Annotated in this window: 25 protein-coding genes and 1 riboswitch; of the genes, 15 read left to right on the top strand and 10 right to left on the bottom strand. The window is 46.1% G+C overall.

Features of this window, described 5'->3' with window-relative positions; genetic code table 11:
* Positions 1-103: 103 nt before the first annotated feature.
* The 5 genes from HT574_RS01110 to HT574_RS01090 all read right to left on the bottom strand — a co-directional run bounded on the left by HT574_RS01110 (position 104) and on the right by HT574_RS01090 (position 5,016).
* Complete coding sequence (locus HT574_RS01110) at positions 104-1,165, bottom strand: multicopper oxidase domain-containing protein (RefSeq protein ID WP_175243164.1); 1,062 nt, start codon at positions 1,163-1,165, stop codon at positions 104-106.
* A gap of 296 nt (positions 1,166-1,461) precedes the next feature.
* Entirely contained in the window at positions 1,462-2,637 is a 1,176-nt protein-coding gene (locus HT574_RS01105; RefSeq protein ID WP_175243163.1) for an MFS transporter, read from the bottom strand.
* Between the two features lie 265 nt (positions 2,638-2,902).
* Positions 2,903-4,021: a TIGR04053 family radical SAM/SPASM domain-containing protein gene (locus HT574_RS01100; protein ID WP_175243162.1), complete on the bottom strand. Its 1,119-nt coding sequence runs from the start codon at positions 4,019-4,021 to the stop codon at positions 2,903-2,905.
* Positions 4,022-4,093: 72 nt separating this feature from the next.
* The gene (locus tag HT574_RS01095) at positions 4,094-4,681 is read right to left on the bottom strand and encodes a molybdenum cofactor guanylyltransferase (RefSeq protein ID WP_175243161.1); all 588 of its coding nucleotides are present in this window, start codon (positions 4,679-4,681) and stop codon (positions 4,094-4,096) included.
* Between the two features lie 101 nt (positions 4,682-4,782).
* Positions 4,783-5,016: a DUF2249 domain-containing protein gene (locus HT574_RS01090; protein ID WP_013401470.1), complete on the bottom strand. Its 234-nt coding sequence runs from the start codon at positions 5,014-5,016 to the stop codon at positions 4,783-4,785.
* A gap of 122 nt (positions 5,017-5,138) precedes the next feature.
* Here HT574_RS01090 and HT574_RS01085 point away from each other — a divergent pair, with 122 nt between their 5' ends.
* Positions 5,139-5,291, top strand: a complete 153-nt coding sequence (locus tag HT574_RS01085; protein ID WP_155835555.1) for a hypothetical protein — start codon at positions 5,139-5,141, stop codon at positions 5,289-5,291.
* Positions 5,292-5,368: 77 nt separating this feature from the next.
* Here the strand turns inward: HT574_RS01085 and HT574_RS01080 are convergent, their stop codons facing one another.
* Positions 5,369-7,732, bottom strand: coding sequence for a nitric-oxide reductase large subunit (locus HT574_RS01080; protein ID WP_175243160.1), 2,364 nt, complete (start codon positions 7,730-7,732; stop codon positions 5,369-5,371).
* A gap of 235 nt (positions 7,733-7,967) precedes the next feature.
* Between HT574_RS01080 and HT574_RS01075 the strand changes: the two genes are divergently transcribed.
* The 5 genes from HT574_RS01075 to HT574_RS01055 all read left to right on the top strand — a co-directional run bounded on the left by HT574_RS01075 (position 7,968) and on the right by HT574_RS01055 (position 10,737).
* Positions 7,968-8,660: a Crp/Fnr family transcriptional regulator gene (locus HT574_RS01075; protein WP_175243159.1), complete on the top strand. Its 693-nt coding sequence runs from the start codon at positions 7,968-7,970 to the stop codon at positions 8,658-8,660.
* A 65-nt stretch (positions 8,661-8,725) separates the two neighbouring features.
* A complete protein-coding gene (locus HT574_RS01070; protein WP_175243748.1) occupies positions 8,726-8,959 on the top strand; it encodes a DUF2249 domain-containing protein in 234 nt (77 codons plus the stop codon).
* A 5-nt stretch (positions 8,960-8,964) separates the two neighbouring features.
* On the top strand, positions 8,965-9,174 hold the full coding sequence (locus HT574_RS01065) for a DUF2249 domain-containing protein (RefSeq protein WP_043903765.1): 210 nt from the start codon (positions 8,965-8,967) through the stop codon (positions 9,172-9,174).
* Between the two features lie 5 nt (positions 9,175-9,179).
* Entirely contained in the window at positions 9,180-10,421 is a 1,242-nt protein-coding gene (locus HT574_RS01060) for a hypothetical protein (protein WP_175243158.1), read from the top strand.
* 16 nt (positions 10,422-10,437) lie between these two features.
* Positions 10,438-10,737, top strand: a complete 300-nt coding sequence (locus HT574_RS01055; RefSeq protein ID WP_175243157.1) for a metal-sulfur cluster assembly factor — start codon at positions 10,438-10,440, stop codon at positions 10,735-10,737.
* 106 nt (positions 10,738-10,843) lie between these two features.
* On the opposite strand, the gene yjfP is transcribed toward HT574_RS01055, so the two are convergent.
* Entirely contained in the window at positions 10,844-11,611 is a 768-nt protein-coding gene (gene yjfP / locus HT574_RS01050) for an esterase (protein ID WP_042408746.1), read from the bottom strand.
* A 162-nt stretch (positions 11,612-11,773) separates the two neighbouring features.
* Between yjfP and HT574_RS01045 the strand changes: the two genes are divergently transcribed.
* From HT574_RS01045 to HT574_RS01025, 5 genes are all read left to right on the top strand, one after another.
* Positions 11,774-12,580 (top strand): Cof-type HAD-IIB family hydrolase, encoded by an 807-nt coding sequence (locus HT574_RS01045; RefSeq protein ID WP_175243156.1) that lies wholly within the window; start codon positions 11,774-11,776, stop codon positions 12,578-12,580.
* 88 nt (positions 12,581-12,668) lie between these two features.
* Positions 12,669-12,821, top strand: a complete 153-nt coding sequence (locus HT574_RS01040; protein ID WP_175243155.1) for a hypothetical protein — start codon at positions 12,669-12,671, stop codon at positions 12,819-12,821.
* A gap of 2 nt (positions 12,822-12,823) precedes the next feature.
* Entirely contained in the window at positions 12,824-13,024 is a 201-nt protein-coding gene (locus tag HT574_RS01035) for a DUF3813 domain-containing protein (RefSeq protein ID WP_017436367.1), read from the top strand.
* Between the two features lie 112 nt (positions 13,025-13,136).
* The gene (locus tag HT574_RS01030; RefSeq protein WP_175243154.1) at positions 13,137-14,000 is read left to right on the top strand and encodes a DegV family protein; all 864 of its coding nucleotides are present in this window, start codon (positions 13,137-13,139) and stop codon (positions 13,998-14,000) included.
* Positions 14,001-14,329: 329 nt separating this feature from the next.
* Positions 14,330-14,461 (top strand): DUF3941 domain-containing protein, encoded by a 132-nt coding sequence (locus tag HT574_RS01025; RefSeq protein WP_017436369.1) that lies wholly within the window; start codon positions 14,330-14,332, stop codon positions 14,459-14,461.
* Between the two features lie 38 nt (positions 14,462-14,499).
* Here HT574_RS01025 and HT574_RS01020 read toward each other — a convergent pair whose 3' ends face one another.
* The 3 genes from HT574_RS01020 to HT574_RS01010 all read right to left on the bottom strand — a co-directional run bounded on the left by HT574_RS01020 (position 14,500) and on the right by HT574_RS01010 (position 18,125).
* Positions 14,500-16,152 (bottom strand): methyl-accepting chemotaxis protein, encoded by a 1,653-nt coding sequence (locus tag HT574_RS01020; RefSeq protein WP_175243153.1) that lies wholly within the window; start codon positions 16,150-16,152, stop codon positions 14,500-14,502.
* Between the two features lie 19 nt (positions 16,153-16,171).
* Positions 16,172-17,158, bottom strand: coding sequence for a BMP family lipoprotein (locus HT574_RS01015; RefSeq protein ID WP_175243152.1), 987 nt, complete (start codon positions 17,156-17,158; stop codon positions 16,172-16,174).
* Between the two features lie 109 nt (positions 17,159-17,267).
* Complete coding sequence (locus HT574_RS01010; protein WP_175243151.1) at positions 17,268-18,125, bottom strand: CvfB family protein; 858 nt, start codon at positions 18,123-18,125, stop codon at positions 17,268-17,270.
* A gap of 198 nt (positions 18,126-18,323) precedes the next feature.
* Between HT574_RS01010 and HT574_RS01005 the strand changes: the two genes are divergently transcribed.
* The 4 genes from HT574_RS01005 to HT574_RS00990 all read left to right on the top strand — a co-directional run bounded on the left by HT574_RS01005 (position 18,324) and on the right by HT574_RS00990 (position 25,513).
* Positions 18,324-18,815 carry a YajQ family cyclic di-GMP-binding protein gene (locus HT574_RS01005; RefSeq protein ID WP_042408734.1) on the top strand — a complete coding sequence of 164 codons (492 nt, stop codon included), beginning with the start codon at positions 18,324-18,326 and terminating at the stop codon, positions 18,813-18,815.
* 269 nt (positions 18,816-19,084) lie between these two features.
* Positions 19,085-19,188: riboswitch (SAM riboswitch) on the top strand.
* Positions 19,189-19,264: 76 nt separating this feature from the next.
* Positions 19,265-21,115: a bifunctional homocysteine S-methyltransferase/methylenetetrahydrofolate reductase gene (locus HT574_RS01000; protein ID WP_175243150.1), complete on the top strand. Its 1,851-nt coding sequence runs from the start codon at positions 19,265-19,267 to the stop codon at positions 21,113-21,115.
* Entirely contained in the window at positions 21,108-24,518 is a 3,411-nt protein-coding gene (metH, locus tag HT574_RS00995) for a methionine synthase (RefSeq protein WP_175243149.1), read from the top strand. The genes HT574_RS01000 and metH overlap by 8 nt, the downstream gene beginning before the upstream one ends.
* 131 nt (positions 24,519-24,649) lie before the next feature.
* On the top strand, positions 24,650-25,513 hold the full coding sequence (locus HT574_RS00990; RefSeq protein ID WP_175243148.1) for an SDR family oxidoreductase: 864 nt from the start codon (positions 24,650-24,652) through the stop codon (positions 25,511-25,513).
* The last annotated feature ends 264 nt before the right edge of the window (positions 25,514-25,777 follow it).

Below are 25,777 nucleotides of genomic sequence, written 5' to 3'. Positions count from 1 at the left end.
AAACTATGCCTATGATGCACATCACTTACGTTTTTTATAATAATATAGAAAAGAGGAAATTTTGGTGGACGGCATATCATTTCTTTGTCTGACAGTACAATGATTAATGTCCATTTGTTTCTGCGCCGTCATCTTCACCTGTTTCCGTTACTTTTAATATCGCTACCGCTCCTTTTTGCGCTTGGTTGAACTGGTGAGAGACGATCGAGTAGCTGCCTGGACGTGTAACGGTAAACTCGACGACTGCGCCGCCGCTCGCCGGAAGCATCACTGTCTGCAAACCTTTTAGATGGTTGTTTGGATTACCGTCGATATAGACATCATCCAAAACGGTTCCAACGACATGGAATGAGCTGACTTCGTTCGGGCCAACATTTTCGATATAAATTCTGACTTTGTCGCCAACTTTGGCAACGAGCGGCTTCTCTTTTAGCGTAAATGTATCTCCGTTCGTATTTCGATCGCCTGCTTTTAACGCTTTTGTCGAAAAAACAACATAGCTTGGTACCCCGTTTTGGAAATCATCCATGTCATTATACTTGTACCACTCGTTTTGGATTAAGACAAATTCGCGGTCCACTTCTTTATCGGTCGGATAGCCGTTTTTCGGCTTGACGATAATCATCCCGTGCATGCCGTTGGCGATATGGGCGAGCACCGGCTTCGTGCCGCAATGGTACATAAATACGCCTGGGTTATTCGCTGGGTACGTAAACGTTCCCGATTTATTCGGCATGACGTCGACAAAATCTTTCGACGGCGAAGCGTGGACGGCGTGGAAATCTATGCTATGGGGCATCGCTGGGTCCATATTTTTTAACGTAAAATGGAGCGTATCTCCTTCATTGACGACAATGAGCGGTCCAGGTGCTTGACCGTTGAACGTCCATGCTTTATAGGCTTTCCCTTTATCAATTTCGATGTCAGTTACTTGTGCAGTCATCTCGATTTTGACATCATGCGGACCGATGCGTTCCATTTTCAACGGAACCGGTTTTTGGTTAAGACCTTCGTGAGCAGCAATGACATCCGAACTTGCGTGATGTCTGTCTATCTTCACCGTTTCCTTGGCAGTTTCTTTCCCTCCTGTCCTAGCATTTCCACAGGCGGCTAAAAGAGAAATAGCCGCGGCTATCGACATAAGCGTATAAAACTTACGCCCCATTTTTTCTCCCCCCGTATTTATTGATTTATTACACTTTCAGAGTACCGAGTTCATTCGTTCTCCCTAGTGATTTGTATCACGAATCATCACCAATGTTTGAATTGTTTGTGAAATAGTGAGCAATATTGCTTATATTTACGGTAACAATTATTTCCGTAGAGAAAATGATAAATAGAGTCACGGCCTGGTTTCGTTCCGTAACATCGGAAAAACATTTCACTATGCTGAATCAGGAAGGAAATGCTTCTCAAAAACAAAAAGCGGACCGCTGCAAACGATCCGCTGTTTCATCACCGTTACGATATATATGGATTTGCCGGTTCGCCCACTTTTTTGCCAAAAACCGTACGGTTAAGTAGGAAACAAATAAGGGCGAATAAGCTGAGAAGAATAAATCCAAGCACATAAGAGTCTGTGATATCTTTCACAATCCCCATTAAAATCGGTGGGAAAAAGCCGCCAAGCCCGCCCCATGCGCCAACGATACCGGTGACGGCACCTGTTTCCGCCGGGAACAACTGCGGGACAAGCTTAAAGACAGCGCCGTTCCCTAATCCAGCCATAATTGCGATAAACAAACATGCCGCTGTCATCACGATGATATTTTCCATTCCAAATGCAATGACAAGCGCTCCAATCGTAATTCCGGCATAGACGAAATTCAATACCCGTTCGGCACCGATTTTATCGCCAAGGTTTCCGCCAATCGGTCTTGCCAGTGTCGCAATAACAGTGAAACCAGCAGCGCGAAGCCCGGCATCCACCGGAGTTAAACCATATAAATCAATGAGCAGCGATGGCAAATAAATGCCGAATGCGACGAATGCACCAAATGTAACGAAATAAAAGAGAGATAACGTCCACGTATGTTTATACTTCAACACCGATAACGAATCAAGCATCGTTTTTTGCTGCTTAGGCTTTGGCATATCCGGAGTAAAGAACCAAACAAGAAGGAGCATGATGACAACTGGGATAATCATTCCCCAAAACGCCCATTTCACTCCAAACGCTGCCGCGATCGAAGGAACCGAAAAGCTTGCCACCGCTGTTCCAATATTGCCCATCGCGTTAATGCCGAGCGCTGTTCCTTGCTTTTCTGGCGGTGTTAAGCGCGATACGAACGTAACAGAAATGGCAAACGACGTCCCTGCCATTCCGATGAAGAACGCCCAAAACATTAACATGGCAAACGAATTAGCAAAACCCGCTCCAATTAGCGGAATAATCAAAAACAATAACAACAGCGAAAACAATCGTCTACCACCAATCCGATCCGTCCAAATTCCAAGCGGAATGCGCATGATAGAACCAAGCAGCACCGGAATCGCAACTAAAATGCTTTTTTGTGTCGATGTTAGTCCGTACATTTCTTGGAATGTATTCGCCAGCGGAGAAAATACAGCCCATACGGCAAACGCAAACGTCATCGCCAATGTTGTAATCGGTAAAAGTGCTTTTTGCTTATTCATCCAAAAATCCTCCTTTTTGACCACATCTATATAACTAACACATCTATATAACTAAATTTATCTGCTTTTGTGTCCATCATACGGAAATGAAAAAAGAATGTTTGTGAAATTTATCACATTTTTTCGTAGTGTCACATAATTGTAAAAAGTGGATTTCCATCTTTATTATTTCTTGTTTATTTATAAACACGTCTAGAAAACCATTTCCATAAATGCGTAAATAAAAACTGGCTCCCTAATAAAAGAGAGCCAGTAAAGATTATGATTAAGATAAGCGCTTTCCTTTTTGCCGCAATGCTTTTGGAATGTATACGCAATACGGTTCACTTTCTAAGTAATCGCCGGTAACAGCATACGCTCGCGAGCGTGAGCCGCCGCAAACGTAGCGGAATTCGCATACGCCACATTTTCCTTTATATTTATCAGGGTTACGCAAGTCTTGGAAAATTGGCGAATTCCGATAAATTTCCGCGAGAGGCGTTTCACGGACGTTTCCGGCTTTTACCGGAAGCAGTCCGCTCGGGTAGACATCGCCAATATGAGAAATAAAAACAAATCCATTGCCGTCGTTGACTCCTTTTGGCGCACGGCCAAGACCGTCGACTTGTCCAGTCAGTCCTTTCATCAGCACGTCTTCATAGCGGATTCCGTCGCCGGTTATTTGATTTTCCCGCATTTTCGCTTGCAAAACAACACGACGGTAATGCTGCCCTGCCGTTGTTTTTATGTCAAATGGGACGCGCTTGCTTGTTTCATAAAGCCAGCGAAACACTTTTTCATGCTCTACCGGGGAAATCATGTCCGATTCTTTTCCCCGCCCGGTTGGTACAAGGAAAAAGACGCTCCACAGCACACATTTTAGTTTTTCAATCAACTCTACCATTTCATCAAGGACATGAACATTGTAACGGGAAATAACGGTGTTAATTTGCACTGGGATATCAAGCTCATGCAAATATTCAATCACCTTGATCGTTAAATCGAAGGAGCCAGGCGTTCCGCGAAAATGATCATGAATTTCCGCGTTTGGCCCGTCCAAACTAATCGCCCAACGGGAAAGGCCGATTTCCTTCGCCTTGCGAATCGCCTCTTTTGTCACGTTTGGCGTTGCACTTGGCGTCATCGAGACACGCAAGCCTTTGTCAATCGCATATTTTGCAAGATCATATATATCCGGACGCATGAGCGGATCTCCGCCGGTAAACACGAGAAGCGGCTGATCCATCTCATATATATCATCAATTAACTTTTTCCCTTCTTCAAATGTCAATTCGCGTGGATCGCGATGATATTGCGCCTCGGCCCGGCAATGAAGACATTTTAACTGACATGCTCTTGTTAATTCCCAAATCACAATAAACGGATTTTCGTTAAAGTCTCTCACTATGTTCCCCCTCCTCGCTTTCATTGTACTGCATGGGAGGAAACACTCATGTGACATATATCACAAAGCGATTTATGTCACAATATCGTCACACTCATTCGGTTTATTTACATTGCGAAACACGACCTCATTTTCCCAAAAATCTTGCTCCGTCACATAACGAACATGACAACGATGAAGCAACGACTTCATCCTGTTATCCTTTGCTTGCAGCAGCTTTTTGATTTGCCCGAATGTCCGTCGATGATACATGCCAACTAACGGTTGAATTCGGCCAAAATGCGCACATATAATCGCATCAAACTCCTCGTTCGCATATTTAGCAAGTTTTACCGCTACTTCTGGCCGCATATACGGCATATCGCACGGAAGCACAAATATCCATTCCGCTTCGCTTTTTTTCATAACCGTATAGATTCCCGCCAGCGGTCCTTGACCACGATACCGTTCATCATCCATAATCACTTTTTCCACTGTCTTTTGTCGAAAACAATCTATTAGTGAAGGATGGCTAACAATATAAATATCCTCAACCACTGTGCGTAACGCTTCTACAGCAATTTCAAAAAAATATTTTCCGCTAAACTTGGCAAACGCTTTCGGGCTGCCAAAACGCCGTGACTGCCCTCCTGCAAGGACAACCCCTGTCATTCCTTTCACCGTCTGTCCCCTTTCTCCAACTCTCTGTTTCACTGTATCATGAAGGCAGCGAAAAGAAAAGATTCCCGTAATTTTTCGGGAATCTTTTTTAAAAATCTTATTTATTTTTTACCGATTGCGACTCGCCAAATTTCCGGACCTTCTTCTAAGTATTCCCAAGTAAATTGATCTGGGCGCTCCATCATAAACTGATAATGCAGCGGGCGCGGATCATGATCGTTTGTTAATTCCATCACTTCACCTGGTTTCAAGCTATCAAATAAGCGAAAGATCGCAGGATGTCTTTCACGCGGTTCATAATCAGGCGCATGAATTTTTGCAGCAAATTGACTCATAATTGTTGCCTCCTTTATAGTATAATGAATTATATATACATCATAATCGTTTTTGTCGTTTGTCGTAGTGATGAACATCACAACTTATGAATGATAATTTTCAATCGTTTATGAAAGGAGAAATGATGTTGGAAGAGCTTGTTGGCTTTTGTTCGCAGTGCGGCAAACCAATACATTGTTTGCATGGGTTTTTAAACGGCATCATTAGCGATGAAAAAGAAACGTTGTATTGTTTTCAATGCTACGAAGAAAAAGAAGAAGCAAAGAAGAGTTAACAACGAACAAGATAGAAAGCGCTATCATACAAAGATAAAAAAGAATCACAGCAATTTGTGCTGTGATTCTTTTTTATTTATTCTTCTTTCGTTAAATCGACCACCGGAAGCGCCTCTTCCTCGCCGTGTGTCGGTTTACGCAAATGGAATAGCGCTTTGACGCTGAACACCATAATTACAATGACACCTATTAAGAAAATCGTATCCGGAACAGCACGGAGCGTAAGCAAGGTTTGTACAAGATCCTGTTGTAAAAATGCCGGAGAACGCGATGCCCAATAGCCATGTTCAAACGCTTCTTTCATTTGCAGAATACCGATTGGCAATAGCGTCACTGCAATCATCCCTGCAAGCCCGATATTGAGCATCCAGCATGCGAATTTTAACCATTTATCGTTCCATGCTTCCGGCTTGACGATATTGCGCAGTGAATACAGCAACACCGCAATGCCGAACATGCCGTATACTCCCATCATTGATCCATGGCCGTGAGTCGGCGTTAAAAATTGTCCGTGTTCGAAGTAGCTGACTGCTGGCAAGTTAATTAAGAATCCGAGCACACCCGCGCCGACTAAGTTCCAGATCGCTGTAGAAATCAAAAACCAAAACGTTGACTTATAAGGGAAGTTAGCCCCGCCATCACGCATCATTTTGTATTGTTCATATGCTTCTAAAATAAGCAATGTAAGCGGAATGACTTCAAGCGCCGAGAAGACGGCACCAAGCGCAATCCATATTTCCGGCGCACCGTTGTAATAGTAGTGGTGACCGATACCAATGACCCCGCTGCCAAGCAAGATCGTAAATTGGAAATATAACGCTCTTACTGTAGAATTTTTTGTGACAAGTTTCATTTGCACTAACAAAAAGCCGATCACAACAACCGCAAACACTTCAAAAATTCCTTCTACCCACAAGTGGATGATCCACCAGCGCCAGTAATCGGCCATCGTAAAGTTTGTGTCCGGTTTCATAAAGAACGCAAAGATGTAAAAGAACGGCACCGCAATCGCCGAGTAGAACAATAAGTGAATCAATCCGCCTTTATCGCTTTCTTTCTTTAATCCGCTCTTAATGCCGCGGAAGACGATAAACAGCCAAATAAGCATACCTACTACTAAGATAATTTGCCAAATGCGGCCAAGCTCAATGTATTCCCATCCTTGGTTACCAAGCAAGAACCAGTTGTTTCCTAAATATCCTTTCACACCGAGCCATTGTCCGATCATGCTGCCGCCGACAAGAACAACGAGGGCCCAGAACAAAATGTCAACGAGAAGCCCTTGTTTTTTCGGCTCATGTCCGCCAACAAGCGGTGCGATAAAAATCCCCATGCCAAGCCATGATGTCGCAATCCAGAAAATCGCTAATTGTAAATGGTAGCCTTTCGCAATGTTAAATGGCAATAAATCATGAATCCATTTGATGCCGAAAAAGCTGTCTGGCTCTACATAATAATGGGCAAGCAACGCGCCAAACATCGATTGAACGAAAAACAGCACGGCTACGATCGTAAAGTATTTTCCTGATTTCACTTGCGAAGGAGTTAATGGCTGCTTACGCAAATCGATAACCGGGAATTGTCCTTCTTTATATGCTTCCTGCATGCTCAATTGATAGCGGTGGAAGAAGTATAAAATGATCCCAACGAATAAAATTAAGATAGTCACGCTTGCTCCGCTCCACCACATAGCGGAAAACGACATTGTATTTCCTGCATCTTCATAATATGGCCAGTTGTTTGTATACGTAATGTGGTCCCCAATTCTTGGAGTGCTTGATAACCAAGCTGTCCAGAAGAAGAAATCAGCAATTTGCTGAATTTGATCTCCATCCGCTACCCAGGCGCGATGTGTTTTTGGCATATCTGATTCTTTAATTAACCCTTTTTTCAATCCCCAGCCGTCACCGTTGGTGAATACATGGCGGTAATAATCGCGGACTTTTTCGAGTCCATACACTTGTGCATCGGTTAGCACAAGCACATCAGTAACAGGGTTGTAGCGGTTTTTCCGTATTTCTTTAATTACTTTATCACGAATAATCGTTTTTTCATCATTGGATAGTTGCGAGAATGGCTTATGATAAAGTTCTTTTGCTTTATAGTCTTGCATTCCTTCCGTGTAAATCTTCAATGCCTCTGCTGTATAATCTGGACCCATGTAAGATCCGTACCCAAGTACGGTACCGTAATCCATCAAGCCATATTTTTGCAATACTGCCTGCCCGCCGATAATCGTTTCTTTTGTCATCAACACCTTGCCGCTTTCACTACGCACTTCTTTCGGCCGTGGTGCCATTTCTTTAAAAATCCAGTATCCGCCGACAAGCAGGACGGTAAAGCTGATTAAAATCGTAAAAACTAATATTGATTTAAGGAAACTATTTTGTGTCCTCCGTTCAGGACGTAAAGACGGACCAACTGATGGGTTCACTTCCATCTATCTCAACCTCCTATCTTTGAATTCAACCTCATTGTAACGCTGAAAAAATAAAAAAAATGTGAGTCATGACAAACGCATACTATGATTTATGTCACAGCTTGCATATGAAGAAGCTCATAAAATGGTAGTATAGAAATAATGGAAAGCCTTGTAGTTTCTTTAATCCTTGTCAAAAGGGACTCCACTTGGTGAAAGACACATTTTCGTAAAATTTATATAAGGAGATGGAATAATGACAAATGATTGGATGAAAGAAAGGTTAAAAAATGTTCCGCTTTTTCGCGAGTTGTCCGATCATGAACTGGAGTCGCTCGTATCGATTTCCCATGTACGCGTTTATAAACCGCGGACATTTGTTTTTATGCAAGGGGATCCGTTAGAACGCGTCTATTTCATCCATTCCGGAACGGTAAAAATTTATAAAACCGATATGGGCGGAAAAGAACAAATTGTTTCGATTTTGCAGACAGGTGAAATGTTTCCGCATACCGGTTTTTTCTTAAAAGGCACATACCCTGCGCACGCGGAGATCATCGACGAAGCGACGTTAATTGTGATTCCAATCGCTGACTTCGAACAAATGTTAATTTGCTATCCCGAGTTATGCATTAAATTATTCCGCGTCATGGGTGAAAAAATCGTCGACTTGCAAAACCGTTTAGAAGAACAAATTCTCCATAACACGTATGAACAAATTATTATGCTTCTGTTGCGCTTAACGAAAACAAATGCGATGCGTCAAGGAAAGCTTTACCGTTTGACTGCTCATGTGACGAACCGGGAGCTTGCCAATATGATCGGCACCTCACGGGAAACAGTAAGCCGAACGCTCAGTCAATTAAAACGAAAAGGATTGATCGATATTAATGAAGATGGATTTTACCTTATTGATAAAGAAGGATTAGAAAAAGAAATCTTTTTCTAATGAATGTGATGCAAATCACAACATGTGAAAATGAAAATTACTATCATAGCAGTAAAGGAGGGATGATGGTGGGAACGATCGTAGAGTTAGATGTCCGTGAGGATTTAAAGAATAAAATCGAACCGTTTGAAAAAATTATGAATGCTGTTAAGCCGTTGCAGCCCGGAGACATCTTTATTTTGCATGCGCCATTTAAACCGATCCCGCTGTTTCCGATTATGAAGGCAAAAGGATTTTCGTATGAAGCGGAACAGATCGAAAAAAAGCATTGGAAAGTTACGTTCGTCAAACAGGGGTGAGAATGATGATTCTTGATAATCGTGGACTAGAGCCGCCGCAGCCAATGATGAGAACATTGGCGGCGTTAGGGAAACTGCAGCCGGGGGAAACGTTAACCATCATTAACGACCGCCGCCCGATGTTTTTATACGAACAGCTTGACGAACTTGGCTATAAATATGAAACAGTGGAGCGGGAAGACGGCAGCTTTCAAATTACGATTACAAAAGGATGACAGCAATGATCCCAACCAATACAGCATATGAAACGAATATTCGCCTTCCCCTTTTGTTCATCGTGTTTGGCGTCGTTGCCTTTGTTGCGGCACAGGCGATATTGCTTGCCGCCGGACCCGCGGTGACAAGCGGCGTGTTTCGCTTGCCGAACATCTGGGCGGCAGTTCATTTGGCAGTGCTCGGCTTTGCGCTAATGATCGCGATGGGGGCAATGTACCAGCTCGTCCCAGTCGCGTTTTTGACGCCAATTTGGAGCGAACAGCTAGGATTTGTGCAGTTTTTTATCACAGCAGCCGGAATCATCACATTTTCCGTGAGCTTGGCATTTTATGCCCATGTAGCATTGTTCCCGGGGATACTGCTTGTGCTTGGCATCATGCTCTTTCTTTTCCAAATGGCAATGACATTGCGGAAACAGGCGAAAAAAAATATCATGTCATTGTTCGTCGGTTCTGCGCTTGCGTTTTTACTATTGACCGTCCTGTTTGGGCTGACGCTTGCCCTTCATTTTTGGAGCGGCAACGAAGCGGCCGATCACCTTTTCATCCTGAAAACACACATTTTATTTGGAGTGTGTGGCTGGTTTTCCCTTCTGATTATGGGATTTTCGTATAAAATGGTGCCTATGTTCTCTCTCGCGCACGGATTTTCAATGACGCTGTCGCGATATGTATATGCCATCTATGTAACGGGGCTGAGCGTCACTTTCATCAGCTTTTTCCAGAATGGGCGCGGCCTGTTTGCCTCTGGTGCCGGTCTTTTATTGGCTGGATTTGCCTTATTTGCTTACCATATATGGACAATCCTACAAAAACGGGTGAAGAAAAACCTGGACCGGCCGTTTCAATTCGCTTTACTGGCGATCGGCATTGCCTTAATCTTGCACGCGGCGGCATTCCTCTTGTCGCTTTCCGGCAACAATCGCGGCATGGCGACTGTCATTTACGCTTATGTGCTCGGTTGGATTATGTTGAGTATTATCGGTTATCTATATAAAATCGTCCCGTTTTTATGGTGGACGCACCGCTACAGCAAAAAAATCGGACAAGAAAACGTTCCGACGCTGAAGCAAATGATCAATGAAAAATGGACGATCGCCCAATGCATATTATTTACCGTTAGTCTCATCGGAGTGGTCATAGCGTTAACAGTTTCCAGCCTGCCGATCTTTTACGCTGCTCAAAGCGCCATGACATTATTTTCTCTTTTCTTTGCGAGTACAATGATTTCTGTTTTATGGAAATGATAAGGAGGCCGTGTTGATGGATATTCGCGAATTAGTACTTGAACAACTACGAACGGTGGTTGACCCTGAATTAGGGGTCAATATCGTTGATTTAGGATTAATTTATGATTTGCAAATTAACGATGGCAATATATATATATTAATGACGCTTACGACACCGGGATGTCCGCTGCACGACTCGATCGTCGGCGGTGTGAAGCGGGCACTGGAACATATCGACGGAATCCGCGATGTACAAGTGCAAATTACATGGAACCCGCCTTGGACACCGGAACGAATGAGTGAAGAAGCGCTGCGGCAATTAGGATATTTTTGATCAAAATGAAGGCCGTTCCTCTTCCACTTTTTTCCTTCCCAAAACGTGCAATGAGGCTGATGCAAAAGGCTCGCTAAACAAGCCTTTGCACAACAGCCTCACTTTTTTATACATGCTTTGTAAACCATTTTACCGTTTCCAAAAACGCTTCCCTCGTCACTTTATGCCCGGCTATATCGTCAGAAATAAATTTTAAGTTTTCTTCTTTCCCTTGATAAAGAGGTTTTATCTGCTCATAAAACTCATATGTATAAGAATAAGGCACAACTTGGTCGCACTTTCCGTGCCAAATAAGAAGCGGGCGGCCCGCTAATTTCTCCGGCTGTTTAGAGAGATCATATTTCATTAATCGTGCCTTTTCCCGTTCCAGTTGTTCATCGGAAAGCGGTATCGTCACTTCCATTTTTTTGCCTGCTTCTATTAAGGCGTCAAAAAATGCTTCATACATTGGACTTCCCATCAGCGAAACGGCCGCCTTAATCCATGGATACACGGCAAGCGCCCCAAATGTGACGATTCCGCCCATCGAGGTACCGGCAAGCCCGACTCGGTCCGGCTGAATGAGCCTGCGAAGTTCCAATTCCTCTTTAATTTGTCTAATTTCCGTAATCGTACGCGTCACAATCTTCCAAAACGCCAATTGCAGCTGAGTCTCGGTCAACGCTTGTTCTCTTTCGCCATGATGCAGCGCATCCGGCAAAACCACGCGGTACCCCGCCTCGGCAAGCAAATAGCCAAAATGCAAATTATGTTCTTTTGCGCTTGTAAATCCATGAATAAACAAAATGAACGGCAATCGTTCTTCTCTCTTTTCTTTTTTTACGACATGCAATACAGGCACTTGGGCAATATTTTCTTTTTCAATAATGACCATAATCGGCAAAACTCCTTTTTTCTTTTTCTCATCATGTATAGTAACATGTAGACAAAAATTTTGGAAAAGAGTTACACTATAATGTAACAAAAACTAAAATTACCGCAGCAATCTCATTAATCATATGTCCATTCACTAAAAAATGAAAGTAAAGGAGCCATTATGGAACGATATTTAATTGCCTTAGATTTAGACGGTACATTGCTAAAAGATGACAAAACGATTTCCCCATTTACAAAGGAAATGATTTTGCGCGCCAAAGAAGAAGGGCACCTTGTCGTGATCGCCACGGGAAGACCGTACCGCGCCAGCAAAATGTATTACGAAGAGCTTGGGCTGGCAACACCGATCGTCAACTTTAACGGTGCATTCGTGCACCATCCCCGCAACCGTTCGTGGGGAATCCGCCATTTCCCACTCCCGCTCCCAACGGTGAAAGACATTATCGAAGCCAGCGAAACGTACGCGATTAAAAATATTTTAGCCGAAGTGATGGATGACGTATACTTTCATGAACATGATGAAGTGCTACTTGACATTGTCCGGCTCGGCAACCCAACCATCGAAATCGGCGACTTGCGCTATGCATTAAAAGATGATCCAACAAGCATTCTCATTCATACGGACAAACAACATATCGAACAAATTCAATCATACTTATCGGACGTGCATGCGAACGTATTGCACCACAGACGCTGGAATGAGCCGTGGCATATCATTGAAATTATCCGCAATGGCGTCCATAAAGCGTTTGGCCTGAAACAGATCGCTGATTATTTTCACATTCCAAAGGAGCGGGTCATTGCGTTTGGCGACGAAGATAACGATTTAGAGATGATCGAATGGGCAGGCCATGGCATCGCGATGGGCAACGCCATTGAGCCGCTGAAACAAATCGCTGACGATGTAACGGCCACCAATGAAGAAGACGGCATCGGCGTGTACTTAAAATCGATGTTAAAGCTGTAACGAATTGCCTTACTACAATCCCCCCTATCCGGTTACACTATCAATGACGCAACACTGCGTCTTTACTTTTCCAAAGGGGGAATACGTCTTGGGCAAACGAAACAAATCGAAACGCTTTATCCAGCAAAGCGTGGATGCGGTAGAAAAACATGATGAACGGATCCCTTATCATATGACGTACGCCGAAGCGGAAGAGCGCAAGGCGCAAAAAGCGCTCGAAACATCGCTTGGAGGCGAATAGCGATGGCGAACCGATTGTTTCAAGAAGCGCGCAAAGCGGTAATGCAGGCGAAACAAGCGGCAAGCGGCCAGGCCGATATAGACCTAGACCGTGCGATTGCTATCGCCAAAAACGCCTTATCGTCGGCCTACGCGCATTCCAATACGGCGGAAAAAGCGCAGTTGCGTCAATTTCAAGAAGAACTCGATCAACTCACTCCATAACGGTTGCGGCGCTCGTCCGCAGCCTTTTTCGTGAAAGAAAAATTGTCTTTTTTCCTCATCATCGCTACACTAAAAATATATTGTTATCTTAACTTTGCAAGAGGTGGATGTAGTGTTCATTCAAATTATTACAGACAGTGGCTGTGATCTTCCATATTCTTATTTGCAGGAGCGCGGCATCGCGTTTTTGCCGCTTCTTGTCCATTCCAATGGCGAAGAACACGAAGACTTTATCACCATCGAACCAAAACAAGTATATGACGCGATGCGAAACGGACTAATCGTGAAAACCGCGCAAGCAAATCCGCTGAAAATGAAAGAGCTGTTTACCAAATATGCAAAAGAAAAACGCCCTTGCCTATATATCGCGTTTTCCTCGCAGTTATCAGGTACATATCAAACCGCGATGGCGATTCGCAATGAATTGCTCGAGGAATATCCTGAATTTCAGCTAACGATTATCGATTCGAAATGCGCGTCGCTCGGACAAGGACTGGCGGTGATGAAAGCGGCGGAGCTTGCCGAAAAAGGCATGCCTTACAATTTGCTATGTGAAACGATTGCCTCCTATTGCCACCATATGGAACATATTTTTACAGTTGATAATCTTGAGTACCTGGCGCGCGGCGGCCGCATCAGCAAAACATCGGCAATGGTCGGAGGCCTTTTGAACATTAAGCCGCTTCTTCATGTCGAAGACGGCAAACTCATTCCGCTTGAGAAATTACGCGGCCGCAAAAAAGTGTTGAAGCGCATGGTCGAAATCATGGGCGAACGCGGCGATGACCTGCAAAAACAAGTCATCGGCATCAGCCACGGCGACGACGAAGAAGCCGCATTAGAATTAAAGCAGCTTATTGAAAAAACATATGGCTGCACGCGCTTTTTCATCACTGAAATCGGCGGCGCGATCGGCGCCCATGCCGGTCCAGGCACATTGGCACTCTTTTTCCTAAACAAATATATCGAAGTTTGACCACTCCCCATGCCTAAAGGCATGGGGAGTCTTGGGTAATCCCTTCTACCGAAGGGAAATTGAGAAGTTAGTCAAAGAGTATTTACAAAAAATGTCGGACTTGTGGGAGGGTTCATCCCCTCCCCCGTCCGACGCTCACTCTCATCTCCTTCGCTGAAAGCTAGGAGTTTTCCCGCTCGTATTCTATAAATGCTGTTTATCTTTGCTAGGAAAACAATGACTGGTCTGGCAACATTGATTCATCCAAACTCCTTCTATCGAAGCATAAAATCGCTTCGTTTCGAAAACACTATCGGTGTACATCTTATATAAAAGGAGTGCACACCGCTATGTCCCGTACGAGCGACAACGATAAAAAAGCGCGCGACAACAACGCGAAACGCCATGAAAAAAACATGCTTCGCGAAAAAAACCGCCAGGCGGGGAAATTTGCGTACTCGAAGGAGACGGATCATTTGTAAAAAACGGGCTGTCCTTTTATGCTGGACAGCCTTTATTTTCATTCCATCCGAAACTTTGCCATCACCTCACGCAGCTCATCAGTCAATTGTCTTAGTTTCGTCACTTTCTCCACCATTTTTTCAAATGCCGTCAGCTGTTCGGCCATCGATGCGGCGATTTCTTCGCTGCCGGCCGCCGATTGTTCGATGACAGCACTGATGCTTTCCACATTTTGCAATACTTTTTCTTCCAATTGTTTGGACATGCTGACACTATCGACAAGCGCTTGAATATCGGCGGAAATGCCGGCGACTTTTCCCTCGATTTCAGCAAATGCCCTCGTTGTCGTTTCAATCGTTTGCGATTGCTGCTCGGCGATTTTCACTCCTTGGGCGACAGCTGCGGAAACCGAAGAAATGCCCTGCTTAATCAGCGAAACGGTTTCAAAAATTTGCTTTGTCGCCTGTGCGGATTGCTCGGCAAGCTTGCGCACTTCATCAGCGACAACGGCAAATCCTTTTCCCGCTTCTCCCGCTCTTGCGGCTTCGATGGCTGCGTTTAACGCCAGCAAATTCGTTTGTTCCGCAATATCGGATACCGCCTTTGCCATTTGTTCAATGTTGACGGCATAGCTCGTAAATTCATTCGTCGCTTTTTCAATCAACAACGTCGCTTCATTGCTTTCACGGATGAAGTGCATTTGTTGTTCCATCGCTTTTTGGCCATGTTGAATCGCTTCGACCGCTGCCTCGCTGTAATGCGCTGTCTGCTTGGTTCGCTCCGCTGTTTTGGCAAACGTGTCATCCATTTTTTCAATCTGCTGTACCGCTTGCTGCAATTCTTCAGAGATGCTTTGCGCTCCGGCGGACAGCTCATTGGTGGATAGCGCGACTTGCTGGTTAATCTCTGTAAGCATTTGGTTGTCTGCTTCAATTTCTTTGGCAAATGTTTCGACTTGTTGACTAACCACCTCTACCGAGCGAAGCAGCCGCTTCAACTCCTCGACCATTGTATGAAATGCTACATTTAATGCGCCTAGCTCATCGTTTTGTTTATAGTCAATGCGCTCGACAAGCAAATTACCCCCTGCAATTTCGGCCGCGTTGTTGGCAAGACGCTTGAGCGGATTCGTAATCGAGCGCGTCAGGCGCAAGCTTATCGCTCCCGACAGCACGATGAGGGCAATGCTGCCGATGACCGCCGTCCAAATGACAAAATGAATTTGCCCCTGCAAATCGCGCTGAAGTTCTTTGTAATAATCGTTTGCATATAATTGCAGCGTGTAAACGTCATTGACCGCCCCTTCGATTCGCATTGCCTGCCGTCTCGCTTCCGATGCATCGCGATGCTCAAGAGCGGCAATCGACTTGGTGTGTACATCGGCAAATTTTTGTTTCGCTTTCGCTAATAGAGAGCGGAGCTCCTTTTGTTTCAACGATTTTTCCAACTTGCCAATCAGCTTTTCTGTCGCTTCGATTTGCGTCAAAACTTCTTGTTTATTTCCTTCTGTCATACTATAAGCGGCATTGTTTAAGCTTTGCTTTGCCGATTTCATGCTTGCCTCGAGCTTTTCTACCGTCAGCAAAACCGGAACGATATCTTTATTCGTTGCCTGAATCGACAACATATTGGCGATAATGAACCCCATCAATGTGATCGATGCAATAAGCGAAAGAAACGAATGAAGCCATAATTTTCTGCGAATTGTCATTCTAATCCCCTTTTCTGTGCTACTTGGTTGTCACTTTGCCGTCCACAATGTTTTGTTTCCACTGTTCAAGCAGCTGTTGCTTTTGCTCATCCCATGGCACAACGCGAATCGGCGCGAGCCCGACTCCATTTTCCGCCAGCCCCAGCTGAACGGTGCCGGTTGGCAATTCCCCTTTTTCCACGTATTGTTTTAACACGCGAAACAAAGCGATATCGACATTTTTGACCATCGACGTCACCACCGCTTTTTCCGCGTAAAAATATTGGTCGCTGTCTACACCAATGGCATACACGCCGCTTGCTTCCGCTTCCCGAAGCGCACCGACTCCGGTCAATCCAGCCGCCGTATACACGACGTCGCACTTTTTGGCAAACATGTCTTTGGCGATATTAGCGCCGAGCTTGTCATTGCCAAAATCGCCGGCATAGACAATTTGAACAGAAGCGGACGGCTTTACGGCGTGAACCCCTTTTTCAAATCCCGTTGCAAATTTATGAATCAACGGCGCATCCGCCCCACCGATAAACCCGAGGCGGTTTGTTTTCGTCGTCAGCGCCGCCACCACTCCGGCAAGAAAGCTTCCTTCATCTTCTTTAAACGTAATCGATGTCACATTTTTTAAATCCGAAACAGCGTCAACTAAAATAAAATGCTGCTTTGGATATTGTTTCGCCACTTTTTCCAAATCTTCTTGTACCATGAAGCCAAGGCCGATGATGATATCATTGCCATCTGCAGCAAGCTCTTTTAACCCTTGTTCATATGTTTTCGTATCTTTCAATTCACGGTAATCAAAAATAATGCCTAGTTCATCTCGTGCTTTCATTAATCCGCGAAACGCAGAATCGCTAAACGATTGATCCCCAAGTCCGACGTCCGACAACATAATTCCGACTTTGATCCTGTCTTTCTTTGCCACTGTCTCTTCCGGCGAACAGCCGGACATCATCGTAAACATAGCCAATAACGCGATAACAAGATGCCATATACGTCTTTGCTGTTTCATATGTTCGTCCCTTTCTTTTCATAGTGTCCATTATTGTTTATCGGCATGGTTCGACATTTGTTAAGTTTTTTGGCAGAAAAAAAGCAAAGCCCGACTGGCTCTGCCTCCTTTATTCCTTCTTATACGTCCAACCATTTTCTTGATATACTTTTCCTTCCTTCATCAGGCGGCCTAAAGCACGTTTAAAGGCGGCCTTGCTCATATGAAAGCGCGCTTGAATATCAGTAGGATCGCTTTTGTCATGATATGGCATCGCCCCGCCACGGCTTTCTAAATAGGCATAAATGGCCGCCGCGTCTTCGTCTATGCTTTCATGCTTGCGCGGCAACAGGGATACGTTCACCGTCCCGTCTTCTTTGACGGCGATAATCCGCCCTTCCACTGTTTCCCCAAGCCTCGGCGCGTTTCGCCACTGGGATTCATGAACAAAACCGAGATAGCCGATATCGGAGATAAGAAACGCTCCTACTTTAATCACGCGGTAGACGCGCCCGCGAATATTCTGGTTAAATGCTGATTCCGGCGCGCTCACGGCGATTTGTTTCATCGTTTCATCATCGGCAAGCCTAGCAAGAAGGCGGCCGCGTTTATCCGTTTTTAACGAACAATATAATTGATCCCTTCGCTTTGGCCATAACGAGCGAAGCGGCGGCAAATCATCGATGGACACAAGCAAATCTTTGGAAATGCCAATATCGACAAAAACGCCCAATTTCGGAACGACGTCCACCACTTCAACCCAGTCGTAGCAGTTGTTCGTGATTTTCGGCATTTTCATGGCGGCGCATAGCCGCCCGTCGTGGTCATGATATAAAAATACGGTTGCCTCGTCGCCCACCGCAAGCATGTCGTTCGCTTCACTTTTATGCAGCAGCACTTCCTCCATGCCGTTCGTTAAAACGTAGCCAAACGGCGTTTCCCGTTTTACCGTTAATGTCATGATTTCTCCAGGAATTAATCGTTTCATTGCAGCCTCTTCCTTTTGTCTATATTTTCACGCTTATTATTCCCCACTCCAATTGAAAGTTCCACGCAAAACGTCGTTTTTCCCTGCATCACAAGAACGCTGCTATCCGTGTTTGGTCCCCCACTCCTTTTCTTGTTGTGTCCCTTGCCACATTTTACTATAATGAAACTAAATAACGAAAAGTGCTGGAGGTTGTGTATGTCGAAAGAAAGTTCCTTTGATATTGTATCCAAAATCGACTTATCCGAAGTCACCAATGCGATCAACATCGCACTGAAAGAAATTAAAAACCGCTATGACTTTAAAGGCAGCAAAAGCGACATTTCCTTAGAAAAAGACGAACTCGTTCTCATTTCTGACGATGAATTTAAATTGGAACAGCTTAAAGACGTGCTGATCGGCAAGCTCATTAGACGAGGCGTGCCGACGAAAAACATTCAATACGGCAAAATTGAGCCAGCATCAGGCGGCACGGTGCGCCAGCGCGCCAAACTCGTGCAAGGCATCGACAAGGAAAATGCGAAAAAAATCAACACGATCATTAAAAACACCGGCCTGAAAGTGAAAAGCCAAGTACAGGATGATCAAATCCGCGTCAGCGGCAAAAGTAAAGACGATTTGCAAAAGGTCATCGCCGCAATTCGCGAAGCTGATCTGCCGATTGATGTGCAATTTGTCAACTATCGATAAAAAAGATGTTACGGCACTAAGTGCCCGTAACATTTTTTTATGCTCTTCCCCTCTATTTCCACATTTATAAATTCCAATCATTCACGTTCACTATAGTGAATGACACTGTTTTCATTAAATATCAAGTACTAATGCTTTTTCCATGTAAGGATGGGATATTTTCTTGAAAACGATTCCATTATATTGAATATTTTCAGAAAATGCTTTACATTATATATTAATATCAAAACTATATCGTTGAAACGTTTGGCTACAACTTCATAGCGAATTTCTTATCAAGAGAGGGGGAGGGACTGGCCCAGTGAACCCTCAGCAACCTGGCGGAAGCCAAGGTGCTAAATCCAGACAGGCGAAAACGCCTGGAAGATAAGAAGAGACGATACATAAAAAGTCTTCTTCTTATAGAAGGCTTTTTTCTTTTACCATTTTCATAGAACGGGGGAATGAGCGTGGGACTTTTGCAAGACTTAAAAGAACGCATCCTCATCGCCGATGGCGCGATGGGAACGCTATTATACTCGCACGGCGTCGACCGATGTTTTGAAGAACTAAATTTATCGAAGCCGGAAGACATCATTCATATTCATGAAGCATATATCGCCGCAGGCGCCGAGGTCATTCAAACGAATACATATGGCGCCAACTACGTCAAACTCGCCCGCTATGGACTCGAAGACGAGGTGCCGGCGATTAACCGCGCGGCGGTAAGGCTCGCCAAACAGGCGGCGGGAAATAAAGCCTACGTGCTTGGAACGATCGGAGGGTTGCGCAGCATCAATAAAAGCGCCGTTTCCATCGAAGAGGTAAAGCGGACGTTTCGCGAGCAATTGTTTGTGCTGTTAAATGAGGATGTCGACGGCTTGTTGCTCGAAACGTATTACGATTTAGAAGAATTAGAGACAGTGCTTGCGATCGCACGCAAAGAAACAGATAAGCCGATTATCGCGCACGTCTCCCTCCATGAAGTCGGCGTCTTGCAAGATGGCACTCCTCTTGCCGAAGCATTGGCGCGCCTAGAACAGTTGGGAGCCGATGTCGTCGGTCTAAACTGCCGTCTCGGCCCGTACCATATGATCCGCTCGCTGGAGGAAGTGCCGCTGCCAAACAGAGCGTTTCTTTCCGCGTATCCGAACGCAAGCCTGCCGGATTATCGCGATGGACGGCTTGTCTATGAAACAAACACGGATTATTTTAAAGAAACAGCGCTTGCCTTCCGTGAGCAAGGCGTGCGCCTGATTGGCGGGTGCTGCGGCACGACGCCGAAACATATCGAAGCGATGGCAAACGCCTTAACCGATCGGACGCCAGTGCAAACGAAAACGGTCAAACAGCGCCATATTTCCGTTTCCATATCATCAAACGAACCAAACGCGGTGCCGACGCTGCAAGACATCGTCCGCGAGCGCCGTTCGGTGATCGTCGAGCTCGATCCGCCAAAAAAATTAGGGATCGCCAAATTTTTAGAAGGCGCCAAAGCGCTGAAAGAGGCAAACATTGATGCCCTGACACTGGCTGACAACTCGCTGGCTACCCCACGAATCAGCAACATGGCGCTCGGCTCCATCGTCAAACAGCAGCTCGGCATCCGTCCGCTTATTCATATCACCTGCCGCGACCGCAATTTGATCGGGCTGCAGTCGCATCTGATGGGCTTGCATACGCTCGGTATCACCGATGTGCTCGCCATTACCGGCGATCCATCGAAAATCGGCGATTTTCCTGGAGCGACATCGGTCTACGACTTATCGTCTTTCGACTTGATTCGGCTCATTCGCCAATTTAACGAAGGGCTGTCGTATTCGGGAAAACCGCTCGGACAAAAAACGAATTTTTCGATCGCCGCGGCCTTTAATCCGAACGTCCGCCATTTGGATAAGGCCGTAGAGCGCCTGGAGAAAAAAATTCAATGCGGCGCCCACTATTTTATTACCCAGCCGCTTTATTCCGAACGGCAAATCGAGGAAGTGTACGAAGCGACGAAACATCTCGAAACGCCGATTTACATCGGCATTATGCCGCTTGTGAGCGCGCGCAACGCCGATTTTCTTCACCATGAAGTGCCGGGCATTACGCTGTCGGAAGAAATCCGCGCGCGCATGGCGGCATGCGCCAACGACCCAGTGCAAGCGGCGCGCGAAGGGATCGCGATTGCCAAATCGCTCATTGACGCCGCTTTTGACTTATTTAACGGCATCTACCTCATTACGCCGTTTTTACGCTATGAAATCACAGCCGAACTTGTCCGCTATATTCACGAAAAAGAAAAAGCCGCACAAGAAAGGAAGGTACTCCATGGCTAACGCAACACTCGAACAACAGCTTGCCAAAAAGATTCTCGTCATTGACGGTGCAATGGGAACGATGATTCAAAGCGCAAAGCTCTCGGCCGACGATTTCGGCGGCGAGCAATACGAAGGATGCAACGAATATTTGACGCTCACCGTCCCGCATGTGATCAAACACATTCATGATGCGTATTTGCAGGCGGGCGCGGATATTATTGAAACGAACACGTTTGGCGCAACAAGCATCGTGTTAGAGGAATATCGGCTCGGCCATTTAGCGCTCGAATTAAACATCGAAGCGGCTAAGCTTGCGCGCAAAGCCGCCGACGCCTACTCGACTTCCGATTGGCCGCGCTTTGTCGCCGGTTCGATGGGACCGACGACAAAAACGTTGTCCGTCACGGGTGGCGTAACGTTTGACCAATTAGTCGCCGCCTATGAAGAACAAGCGCGCGGGCTATTGCTTGGCGGCGTCGACTTGCTGCTTTTGGAAACGTGCCAGGACACCTTAAACGTTAAAGCCGGCTTTATCGGCATTTCCAAGGCGTTTGAAGCGGTCGGCAAACGGGTGCCGATCATGATTTCCGGCACGATTGAACCGATGGGCACGACGCTGGCCGGGCAGACGATCGAGTCGTTTTTCATCTCCGTTCAGCATATGAAACCGTTTGCCGTCGGTTTAAACTGCGCGACCGGCCCGGAGTTTATGACCGACCATTTGCGCACGCTCGCTTCCCTCGCCAATACGGCGGTCAGCTGCTACCCAAACGCCGGTCTTCCCGATGAGGAAGGGCATTACCATGAGACGCCGGAAATGCTGGCGAAAAAAGTTCAGCGTTTCGCCGAAAAAGGCTGGATCAACATCGTCGGCGGCTGCTGCGGAACGACGCCGGAACATATCCGCGCCATCGCCGAAGCGGTCCGCGATATTCCGCCGCGGCCGATTCCGAAGTCTTTTGCCATTCATGCCGTTTCCGGCATCGATCCGCTTATTTACGATGAAACGATGCGGCCATTGTTTGTCGGCGAGCGGACGAACGTGATCGGTTCTCGCAAATTTAAACGGCTCATCGCTGAAGGAAAATACGAAGAAGCGGCGGAAATCGCCCGCACGCAAGTGAAAAACGGCGCCCACGTCATCGACATCTGCCTGGCCGACCCGGACCGCAATGAACAAGAGGATATGGAAAAATTTATTCAGCAAGTTGTCAAAAAAGTCAAAGTACCGCTTGTCATCGATTCAACCGACGAACAGGTCATTGAGCGCGCCCTCACCTATTCGCAAGGAAAAGCGATCATTAACTCGATCAATCTGGAAGACGGCGAAGAACGGTTTGCCAAAGTCGTACCCCTTATTCACAAATACGGCGCCGCCGTTGTTGTCGGCACGATTGACGAACAAGGAATGGCGGTGAAGGCCGAGCGGAAGCTGGAAATCGCTTTGCGCTCGTATGACCTGCTTGTCAACAAATACGGGGTATCCCCGCATGACATTATTTTCGACCCGCTTGTGTTCCCGGTCGGCACTGGCGATGAACAATACATCGGCTCCGCTAAAGAAACGATCGAAGGCATCCGCCTTATTAAAGAGCGGCTGCCCCACTGTTTAACGATGCTCGGCATCAGCAACGTCTCGTTCGGGCTTCCGCCGGTCGGACGGGAAATTTTAAACTCCGTCTTTTTATATCATTGCACGCAGGTCGGTCTTGATTACGCGATCGTCAACACGGAAAAATTGCAACGCTTCGCCTCGATTCCGGAAGAAGAAGTGCGGTTAGCGGAAGAATTGCTGTTTAACACAAACGATGAAACATTAAATACGTTTATCCAATTTTACCGCGACAAAACAAAAGAGCCGAAAAAAGCGAAAATAGAACTTAGCTTAGAAGAGCGGCTCGCGGGCTATGTCGTCGAAGGCACGAAAGAAGGGCTGTTTGCCGATTTAAAACAGGCTCTGCAAGTTTATCCTGACCCGCTTGCCATTATTAACGGCCCGCTGATGGCCGGGATGGACGAAGTCGGCCGGCTCTTTAACAACAACCAGCTCATTGTCGCCGAAGTATTGCAAAGCGCGGAAGTGATGAAAGCGGCGGTCGCCTTTTTAGAGCCATACATGGAGAAAAAAGAAGACAGCACAAAAGGAAAGGTCATTCTCGCCACTGTGAAAGGCGATGTGCACGACATCGGCAAAAACTTGGTCGACATTATTTTAAGCAACAACGGCTTTCATGTCATTGACTTAGGCATTAAGGTGGCGCCGCAGCAGCTCATCGAAGCTGTTCAGGCGGAAAAGCCGGATATCATCGGCTTATCTGGCCTGCTTGTCAAATCGGCGCAGCAAATGGTCGTCACCGCGCAAGATTTGCGGCAGGCAGGCATTTCGACGCCGATTTTAGTCGGCGGCGCCGCGCTGACGCGTAAATTTACAGAAAACAAAATCGCTCCGGAATACGATGGAATTGTCCTATACGCCAAAGACGCCATGGAAGGGCTGGCGCTGGCAAACCAATTGCAGCAAAACGAAATCGAATATACAAAAACGGAAAAACGGGAAGTGGCACGGGAACAAGCCGCACCTGCCGTCATGACAGCGAAATCCAATGTTTCTACGGACGTGCCGGTATTTGTCCCAACCGATTTGGAGCGCCACATATTAAAAGAGATTCCGCTGTCCCATATTATTCCGTATGTCAACTGGCAAATGGTGCTCGGACACCATCTCGGATTAAAAGGAAAAGTGAAGCGGCTTTTGGAAGAAAAAGATGAAAAAGCTCTGATGCTAAAAGGAGTCGTGGATGAACTGCTTGAAGAAGCAAAGCAGCATGGCTGGATTACGCCAGCGGCGGTATATCAATTTTTCCCGGCGCAAAGTGATGGAAACCGCATTTACATTTATTCTCCAGAAGACAAGAAGACGGTGATCGAAACGTTTGAATTTCCAAGACAGCCGCGGGCCCCGTATCTTTGCCTCGCTGATTATTTAAAATCAATAGACAGCGGGCAAATCGACTACGTCGGCTTTTTTGCCGTCACCGCTGGCAAAGGCATCCGCGAACTGGCACAGCAGTGGAAAGAAAGCGGCGAGTTTTTAAAAAGCCATGCGATTCAGGCATTGGCGCTCGAAATCGCGGAAGGATTTGCGGAACGCATTCACCAAATTATGCGCGACCGCTGGGGCTTTCCAGATGACCCGGATTTTACGATGGAAGAGCGCTTTGCCGCCAAATACCAGGGGCAACGCTACTCGTTCGGCTACCCGGCCTGTCCAAACTTAGAGGATCAAGAAAAACTGTTCCGCCTTCTTCATCCAGAAGAAATCGGCATTCATTTAACAGACGGATATATGATGGAGCCGGAAGCATCCGTCTCCGCGATCGTCTTCGCCCATCCGGAAGCGCGCTATTTCAACGTGTTGTAAAAAAGCTGGCCGATTTTGGCCAGCTTTTTTATGCAATATGGTCAGCAATGATTGTTTGCCAACATTACATTATTTCCCTTTCCTTATTCCATACTAACGATGACAAATGATAACATAGGGAGGAATGGAAAATGGTCACGAAACAACAGGCAACGCTGCCGCCGCAGCACCAAGACCGACAGCCCGGACTGCAAACGGAGATGAACCCGCAGCCGGTCTCGATCAGCGAAACGTATAAAGGAAGCGGGAAGCTGCAGAACAAAGTCGCCATCATTAGCGGCGGCGACAGCGGCATCGGCCGGGCGGTCGCGATTCATTTCGCCAAAGAAGGCGCCGATGTCGCGATTATTTATTTAAACGAACATGAAGATGCCGAAGAGACAAAGCGGCTTGTCGAGCAGGAAGGAAAAACATGCTTGCTAATCGCTGGCGATGTAGGCGATGAAAACTTTTGCAAGCAAGCGGTCAAACAAACGATCGACCAATTTGGCAAACTAGACATCGTCGTCAACAACGCCGCCGAGCAGCATCCACAAAACAGTTTGCTCCATATCACTGCGCAACAGCTGGAAAAAACGTTCCGCACGAACGTCTTCGGCTATTTTTATTTGACAAAAGCAGCGCTTCCGTACTTGCAAAAAGGCAGCGCCATTATTAATACGGCGTCGATTACCGCTTATGAAGGCAACGAGCAATTGATTGACTATTCGGCCACAAAAGGCGCGATCGTCGCCTTTACGCGTTCGCTGGCAAAATCGCTCGTCGGGCAAGGCATCCGCGTCAACGGCGTCGCGCCGGGACCGATTTGGACGCCGCTTATTCCATCGACATTCACAAGCGACCAAGTCGCCACCTTCGGCTCCAACACCCCAATGAAACGGCCGGGCCAGCCGAGCGAAGTCGCCCCGAGCTATGTCTTTTTGGCAAGCGAGGAGTCATCCTATATTACGGGGCAAATGATACATGTGAATGGCGGGAAGATTGTTAATGGGTAGAAAGCAGTGGAAACGGAATATTCTTCATCGCCATGTGAATTTTATGTAATATTTTCTGACATATTTGTTGAGCGGTCTGTATATAGCAGCTATGATAAAAATACATGCTGCTTCTGATCCAAGTTCCTCAGCCTTTTGCACATATAGCAAAAGGCACCCTCTCTTCCTTGACTTGCAACAATTTGTTGCAAGTTTTTTTGTGTATGGCGATTTTTGGATGCAGCTTGTCGATAACGATAAATGGGAATTCATTTTTTTGTATTT

The organism is Parageobacillus sp. VR-IP (genome assembly GCF_013357975.1).
GTDB lineage: Bacteria > Bacillota > Bacilli > Bacillales > Anoxybacillaceae > Saccharococcus > Saccharococcus caldoxylosilyticus.
The sequence above is the reverse complement of the archived record's forward strand: the minus strand, read 5'-3'. Positions and strand labels throughout refer to the sequence as shown.

What these genes read in the sequence shown, in the direction of transcription:
- HT574_RS01110 (WP_175243164.1), bottom strand. Translation starts at nt 1,165, where the DNA reads ATGGGGCGTAAGTTTTATACGCTTATGTCGATAGCCGCGGCTATTTCT.
- HT574_RS01105 (WP_175243163.1), bottom strand. Translation starts at nt 2,637, where the DNA reads ATGAATAAGCAAAAAGCACTTTTACCGATTACAACATTGGCGATGACG.
- HT574_RS01090 (WP_013401470.1), bottom strand. Translation starts at nt 5,016, where the DNA reads ATGAGTCAATTTGCTGCAAAAATTCATGCGCCTGATTATGAACCGCGT.
- HT574_RS01085 (WP_155835555.1), top strand. Translation starts at nt 5,139, where the DNA reads ATGATGTTGGAAGAGCTTGTTGGCTTTTGTTCGCAGTGCGGCAAACCA.
- HT574_RS01080 (WP_175243160.1), bottom strand. Translation starts at nt 7,732, where the DNA reads ATGGAAGTGAACCCATCAGTTGGTCCGTCTTTACGTCCTGAACGGAGG.
- HT574_RS01075 (WP_175243159.1), top strand. Translation starts at nt 7,968, where the DNA reads ATGACAAATGATTGGATGAAAGAAAGGTTAAAAAATGTTCCGCTTTTT.
- HT574_RS01070 (WP_175243748.1), top strand. Translation starts at nt 8,726, where the DNA reads ATGGTGGGAACGATCGTAGAGTTAGATGTCCGTGAGGATTTAAAGAAT.
- HT574_RS01065 (WP_043903765.1), top strand. Translation starts at nt 8,965, where the DNA reads ATGATTCTTGATAATCGTGGACTAGAGCCGCCGCAGCCAATGATGAGA.
- HT574_RS01060 (WP_175243158.1), top strand. Translation starts at nt 9,180, where the DNA reads ATGATCCCAACCAATACAGCATATGAAACGAATATTCGCCTTCCCCTT.
- HT574_RS01055 (WP_175243157.1), top strand. Translation starts at nt 10,438, where the DNA reads ATGGATATTCGCGAATTAGTACTTGAACAACTACGAACGGTGGTTGAC.
- yjfP (WP_042408746.1), bottom strand. Translation starts at nt 11,611, where the DNA reads ATGGTCATTATTGAAAAAGAAAATATTGCCCAAGTGCCTGTATTGCAT.
- HT574_RS01045 (WP_175243156.1), top strand. Translation starts at nt 11,774, where the DNA reads ATGGAACGATATTTAATTGCCTTAGATTTAGACGGTACATTGCTAAAA.
- HT574_RS01035 (WP_017436367.1), top strand. Translation starts at nt 12,824, where the DNA reads ATGGCGAACCGATTGTTTCAAGAAGCGCGCAAAGCGGTAATGCAGGCG.
- HT574_RS01025 (WP_017436369.1), top strand. Translation starts at nt 14,330, where the DNA reads ATGTCCCGTACGAGCGACAACGATAAAAAAGCGCGCGACAACAACGCG.
- HT574_RS01020 (WP_175243153.1), bottom strand. Translation starts at nt 16,152, where the DNA reads ATGACAATTCGCAGAAAATTATGGCTTCATTCGTTTCTTTCGCTTATT.
- HT574_RS01015 (WP_175243152.1), bottom strand. Translation starts at nt 17,158, where the DNA reads ATGAAACAGCAAAGACGTATATGGCATCTTGTTATCGCGTTATTGGCT.
- HT574_RS01010 (WP_175243151.1), bottom strand. Translation starts at nt 18,125, where the DNA reads ATGAAACGATTAATTCCTGGAGAAATCATGACATTAACGGTAAAACGG.
- HT574_RS01005 (WP_042408734.1), top strand. Translation starts at nt 18,324, where the DNA reads ATGTCGAAAGAAAGTTCCTTTGATATTGTATCCAAAATCGACTTATCC.
- metH (WP_175243149.1), top strand. Translation starts at nt 21,108, where the DNA reads ATGGCTAACGCAACACTCGAACAACAGCTTGCCAAAAAGATTCTCGTC.
- HT574_RS00990 (WP_175243148.1), top strand. Translation starts at nt 24,650, where the DNA reads ATGGTCACGAAACAACAGGCAACGCTGCCGCCGCAGCACCAAGACCGA.